The organism is Thiobacillus sp., assembly GCF_024708915.1.
This window is the reverse complement of sequence record NZ_JANJXQ010000229.1, coordinates 1-5,300: the sequence shown is the minus strand read 5'-3', so window position 1 is coordinate 5,300 and position 5,300 is coordinate 1. Positions and strand designations below refer to the sequence as shown.

Below are 5,300 nucleotides of genomic sequence, written 5' to 3'. Positions count from 1 at the left end.
CCGGACGGCTCGATCATCGAAACCCCGATCACGGCGAACTTCCGTGAAGGCCTGAACATGCTGCAGTACTTCATCTCGACCCACGGCGCCCGCAAGGGATTGGCCGACACCGCGCTGAAGACCGCGAACTCCGGCTACCTGACGCGCCGCCTGGTCGACGTGACGCAGGATCTGGTGGTGGTCGAGGACGATTGCGGCACCAGGAACGGTCTGGTGGTCAAGGCGCTGGTCGAAGGCGGCGAAGTGGTTGAAGCCCTGCGCGAACGGATTCTCGGCCGCGTGGCAGCCAGCGACATCATTCATCCCGAAACCCAGGAAACCCTGTTCGAAGCCGGCACCCTGCTGGTGGAAGACGTGGTCGACGCCATCGAGTCGCTCGGCATCGACGAAGTCAAGGTGCGCACGCCGCTGACCTGCGAGACGCGCTATGGCTTGTGCGCCAAGTGTTACGGCCGCGACCTCGGGCGCGGTTATCTGGTCAACGCCGGCGAAGCCGTCGGCGTCATCGCCGCGCAGTCGATCGGCGAGCCGGGCACCCAGCTCACCATGCGGACCTTCCACATCGGTGGCGCCGCATCGCGTGCCGCTGCGACCAGCCAGCTCGAGGCCAAGTCCAATGGCACCGTGCAGTACACCGCCACCATGCGTTACGTGACCAATGCACGCAAGGAGCTGGTGGCGATTTCGCGCAGCGGCGAAATCATCATTGCCGACGACAGCGGCCGCGAACGCGAGCGTCACAAGGTGCCGTACGGCGCCACGCTGATGGTGACCGACGGCGCCAAGATCAAGGCCGGCGCAGTGCTGGCCGCCTGGGATCCGCATACCCGTCCCATCATCACCGAGTACGCCGGGCGGATCCGCTTCGAGAACATCGAAGAGGGCGTTACCGTGGCCAAGCAGCTCGACGACGTCACCGGCCTGTCCACGCTGGTGGTGATCGATCCCAAGCGCAAGGCCAGCAGCGCTGCCAAGGGCGTGCGCCCGCAGGTCAAGCTGCTGGACGAAGCCGGAAATGAAATCAAGATCGCGGGTACCGACACGCTGGTCAACATCACTTTCCAGATCGGTTCCATCATCACCGTGAAGGACGGCCAGGATGTCGCGGTGGGCGACGTGCTGGCGCGTATCCCTCAGGAAACCTCGAAGACGCGCGACATTACCGGCGGTCTGCCGCGTGTGGCCGAGCTGTTCGAGGCGCGTTCGCCGAAAGACGCGGGCGTACTGGCGGAAGTCACCGGCACCGTTTCTTTCGGCAAGGACACCAAGGGCAAGCAGCGCCTGGTCATCACCGATCTGGACGGGGTGGCGCACGAGTACCTGATCACGAAAGAGAAGCATGTGACGGCGCACGACGGCCAGATCGTCCAGAAGGGCGAAATGATCGTCGACGGCCCGGTCGATCCGCACGACATCCTGCGCTTGCAGGGGGTGGAAGCGCTGGCGCGCTACATCACCGACGAGGTGCAGGATGTGTACCGGCTGCAGGGCGTCAAGATCAACGACAAGCATATCGAGGTGATCGTGCGCCAGATGCTGCGCCGCGTCGTGGTGGTGGATCCGGGCAACACCGGCCTCATTCCCGGCGAGCAGGTCGAGCGCTCGGAAGTGTTGCAGATCAACGATGATATGGCGGCTGCGGGCAAGGAGCCGGCCGTCTACGACCCGATCCTGCTCGGCATCACCAAGGCGTCGCTGTCGACCGATTCCTTCATCTCGGCGGCTTCCTTCCAGGAAACCACGCGCGTACTGACCGAAGCGGCCATCATGGGCAAGAAGGACGAGCTGCGCGGCCTGAAGGAAAACGTGATTGTCGGACGCCTGATTCCGGCGGGAACCGGCCTTGCCTACCACAATACCCGCCGCCGCCAGGCAGCAGGGGAAGACCTTGGCGCCGGACGCCCGATCGAAGGCGAGGAAGCAAGCCCCACCGAGAATCAGGAAGTTGCTTGACAGGGGGGCGGCTCTCCCCTAGAATCACGCGTCTTTTTCCGGCCGCAGAATCGCCGGGAAACGCAGGACTGTAGCCCGGGACGGCGCCGCTTCAGAATGCGGTCGGCGCCGTCCCGCTTGTTTTAGAAACGATACGCTCACCTTAATTTTTCGGAATTTTTGACATGCCAACGATTAACCAGCTGATCCGCAAGCCGCGTCAGGCTCCGGTGGAGAAGAGCAAGGTTCCGGCCTTGAAGGCCTGCCCGCAACGCCGCGGCGTTTGTACCCGCGTGTACACCACGACGCCCAAAAAGCCGAACTCCGCCTTGCGCAAAGTTTGCAAGGTCAAGCTCACCAGCGGCTTCGAGGTCATCAGCTATATCGGCGGCGAAGGCCATAACCTGCAGGAGCACTCGGTGGTGCTGGTGCGTGGTGGCCGGGTCAAGGATTTGCCGGGTGTGCGTTACCACACGGTGCGTGGCAGCCTGGATACCGCTGGCGTGAAGGATCGCAAGCAGTCGCGTTCGAAGTACGGCGCCAAGCGTCCCAAGAAAGCCTGATCGGCCAGCAAGCTTAACTAGATAGAGAGACAGGAAAATGCCCCGTCGTCGCGAAGTCCCCAAACGTGAAATTCTGCCTGATCCGAAATTCGGTAATCAGGAAGTTTCGAAATTCATGAACGTCGTCATGTCCAGTGGCAAGAAGTCGGTTGCCGAGCGCATCGTCTACGGCGCCTTCGAGCAGATCACCAGCAAGTCCGGTAAAGATCCGCTGGAGGTGTTCAGCACTGCGCTGAACAATGCGCGTCCGCTGGTCGAGGTAAAGAGCCGCCGCGTCGGTGGCGCCAACTACCAAGTGCCGGTCGAGGTGCGTTCGAGCCGCCGTACCGCACTGGCGATGCGCTGGCTAAAGGATGCGGCGCGCAAGCGTGGCGAGAAATCCATGGGTGCCCGCCTGGCGGGTGAATTGCTCGATGCGTCCGAAGGTCGCGGCGGTGCAGTGAAGAAGCGTGAGGAAGTGCATCGTATGGCTGAAGCCAACAAGGCGTTCTCGCATTTCCGTTTCTGAGCGTTACTTTTTAAAAACACTACCAGACACAGTCAGGACCATAACGTGGCACGCACGACTCCTATCGAACGCTATCGCAACATCGGCATTTCCGCGCACATCGACGCCGGCAAGACGACCACTACTGAGCGCATCCTTTTCTATACCGGTGTGAGTCACAAGCTTGGCGAGGTGCATGACGGCGCGGCAACGACCGACTGGATGGAGCAGGAGCAGGAGCGTGGCATCACTATCACCTCCTCCGCCGTGACCTGTTTCTGGAAAGGCATGGACATGTCCATGCCCGAGCACCGTATCAACATCATCGATACGCCGGGGCACGTCGACTTCACCATCGAGGTCGAGCGTTCGATGCGTGTGCTGGATGGCGCGTGCATGGTGTATTGCGCGGTGGGTGGCGTGCAGCCGCAGTCGGAGACGGTGTGGCGTCAGGCCAACAAATATGGCGTGCCGCGACTGGCGTTCGTAAACAAGATGGACCGCTCCGGCGCCAATTTCTTCAAGGTTGTCGAGCAGATGCGTACGCGGCTGCAGGCCAACCCGGTGCCGGTCGTGATACCGATTGGCGCGGAAGACAGCTTTGTCGGCGTCGTTGATCTCCTGGAGATGAAGGCGATCAATTGGGACGAGGCCAGTCAGGGCATGAAGTTCGACTATTCGGACGTCCCGGCCGAGCTTGCCGAACTGGCAGCCAAATGGCGTTCGAACATGGTCGAGGCTGCTGCCGAGGCTTCGGAAGAGCTGATGAACAGGTATCTCGAGGAAGGTGAGCTGAGCAGGGACGATATCGTGCTGGGTCTGCGGACGCGTACGCTTGCCGGCGAAATCCAGCCGATGCTGTGCGGTACCGCATTCAAGAACAAGGGTGTGCAGCGCATGCTGGATGCGGTTATCCAGTATCTGCCGTCGCCGGTCGACATTCCGCCGGTTGAGGGTGTGGATGACAATGACAAGGAGGTTGTGCGCCAGGCGAATGACGACGAAAAATTTTCGGCGCTGGCGTTCAAGCTCATGAGCGATCCGTTCGTCGGCCAGCTGACTTTTGTCCGTGTCTATTCGGGGACGCTGCAAGCGGGGTCTACCGTTCTGAACTCGGTCAAGGGGAAGAAGGAGCGCATCGGGCGCATCCTGCAGATGCGCGCCAACGACCGCGAGGAAATCAAGGAGCTGCGGGCGGGCGACATCGGGGCGGTTGTCGGGCTGAAGGATGTGACCACGGGCGATACACTGTGCGATGTTGCGGCCCCGGTCATCCTTGAGCGCATGGTGTTCCCCGAGCCCGTCATCCACGTTGCGGTCGAGCCGAAGACGAAGGCCGACCAGGAAAAAATGGGTATCGCACTGGGTCGTCTGGCGTCCGAGGATCCGTCGTTCCGCGTCCGCACGGACGAGGAGTCTGGTCAGACCATCATCTCCGGCATGGGTGAGCTGCACCTCGACATCCTCGTCGATCGTATGCGCCGCGAATTCAACGTGGAGGCCAACGTCGGTGCACCGCAGGTGGCCTACCGTGAGGCGATCAGAAAAGAAGTCGAGCAGGAAGGCAAGCACGCCAAGCAGTCGGGTGGTAAGGGCCAGTACGGCCATGTCTGGATCAAGATGGGCCCGAACGAAGCGGGCAAGGGCTTCGAATTCATCGATGCCATCAAGGGTGGAACGGTGCCGCGCGAATACATTCCTGCGGTCGAAAAAGGCCTGATCGAGGCGATGAACAACGGCGTGCTTGCGGGCTTTCCCGTGGTTGACGTCAAGGTCACCCTGTTCGACGGTTCGTACCACGATGTCGATTCGTCCGAGCTGGCGTTCAAGCTGGCGGCCATTCTGGCGTTCAAGGACGGCATGCGCAAAGCCAGTCCTGCGCTGCTGGAGCCGATGATGGCGGTCGAGGTCGAGACGCCCGAGGATTATATGGGTGACGTGATGGGCGACCTGAATCGCCGGCGCGGCATCATCCAGGGTATGGATGATGTGGCTGGCGTCAAGGCGATCAAGGCCGAGGTTCCGCTGGCTGAAATGTTCGGCTATGCGACCGATCTGCGTTCGATGTCGCAGGGGCGCGCAACCTATACGATGGAATTCAAGCACTACGCCGAAGCGCCGAAGAGCGTCGCGGAAGCGGTTATCGCCAAGAAATAATTTTGATTTTATAGGGCATCTGAAATGGCTAAGGAAAAATTCGAGCGGACCAAGCCGCACGTAAACGTAGGCACGATTGGACACGTTGACCACGGCAAGACCACCTTGACCGCGGCGATCACCACCATTCTGTCGAAGAAATTTGGCGGTGCTGCCAAGAA

Annotated in this window: 4 protein-coding genes and 1 pseudogene; all 5 read left to right on the top strand. The window is 61.2% G+C overall.

What is annotated here, in order from left to right; all coding sequences use genetic code 11:
• Positions 1-1,953: pseudogene (locus Q0L94_RS15200) on the top strand (DNA-directed RNA polymerase subunit beta'); the annotation flags it as partial.
• A gap of 164 nt (positions 1,954-2,117) precedes the next feature.
• Positions 2,118-2,495: a 30S ribosomal protein S12 gene (gene rpsL / locus Q0L94_RS15195; protein WP_011310913.1), complete on the top strand. Its 378-nt coding sequence runs from the start codon at positions 2,118-2,120 to the stop codon at positions 2,493-2,495.
• A 37-nt stretch (positions 2,496-2,532) separates the two neighbouring features.
• Positions 2,533-3,003, top strand: a complete 471-nt coding sequence (rpsG, locus tag Q0L94_RS15190; protein WP_018079636.1) for a 30S ribosomal protein S7 — start codon at positions 2,533-2,535, stop codon at positions 3,001-3,003.
• A 45-nt stretch (positions 3,004-3,048) separates the two neighbouring features.
• A complete protein-coding gene (gene fusA / locus Q0L94_RS15185; protein ID WP_296754823.1) occupies positions 3,049-5,139 on the top strand; it encodes an elongation factor G in 2,091 nt (696 codons plus the stop codon).
• Positions 5,140-5,163: 24 nt separating this feature from the next.
• Positions 5,164-5,300: GTP-binding protein (locus Q0L94_RS15180; protein WP_296751937.1), on the top strand; the 137-nt coding region annotated here is incomplete at its 3' end.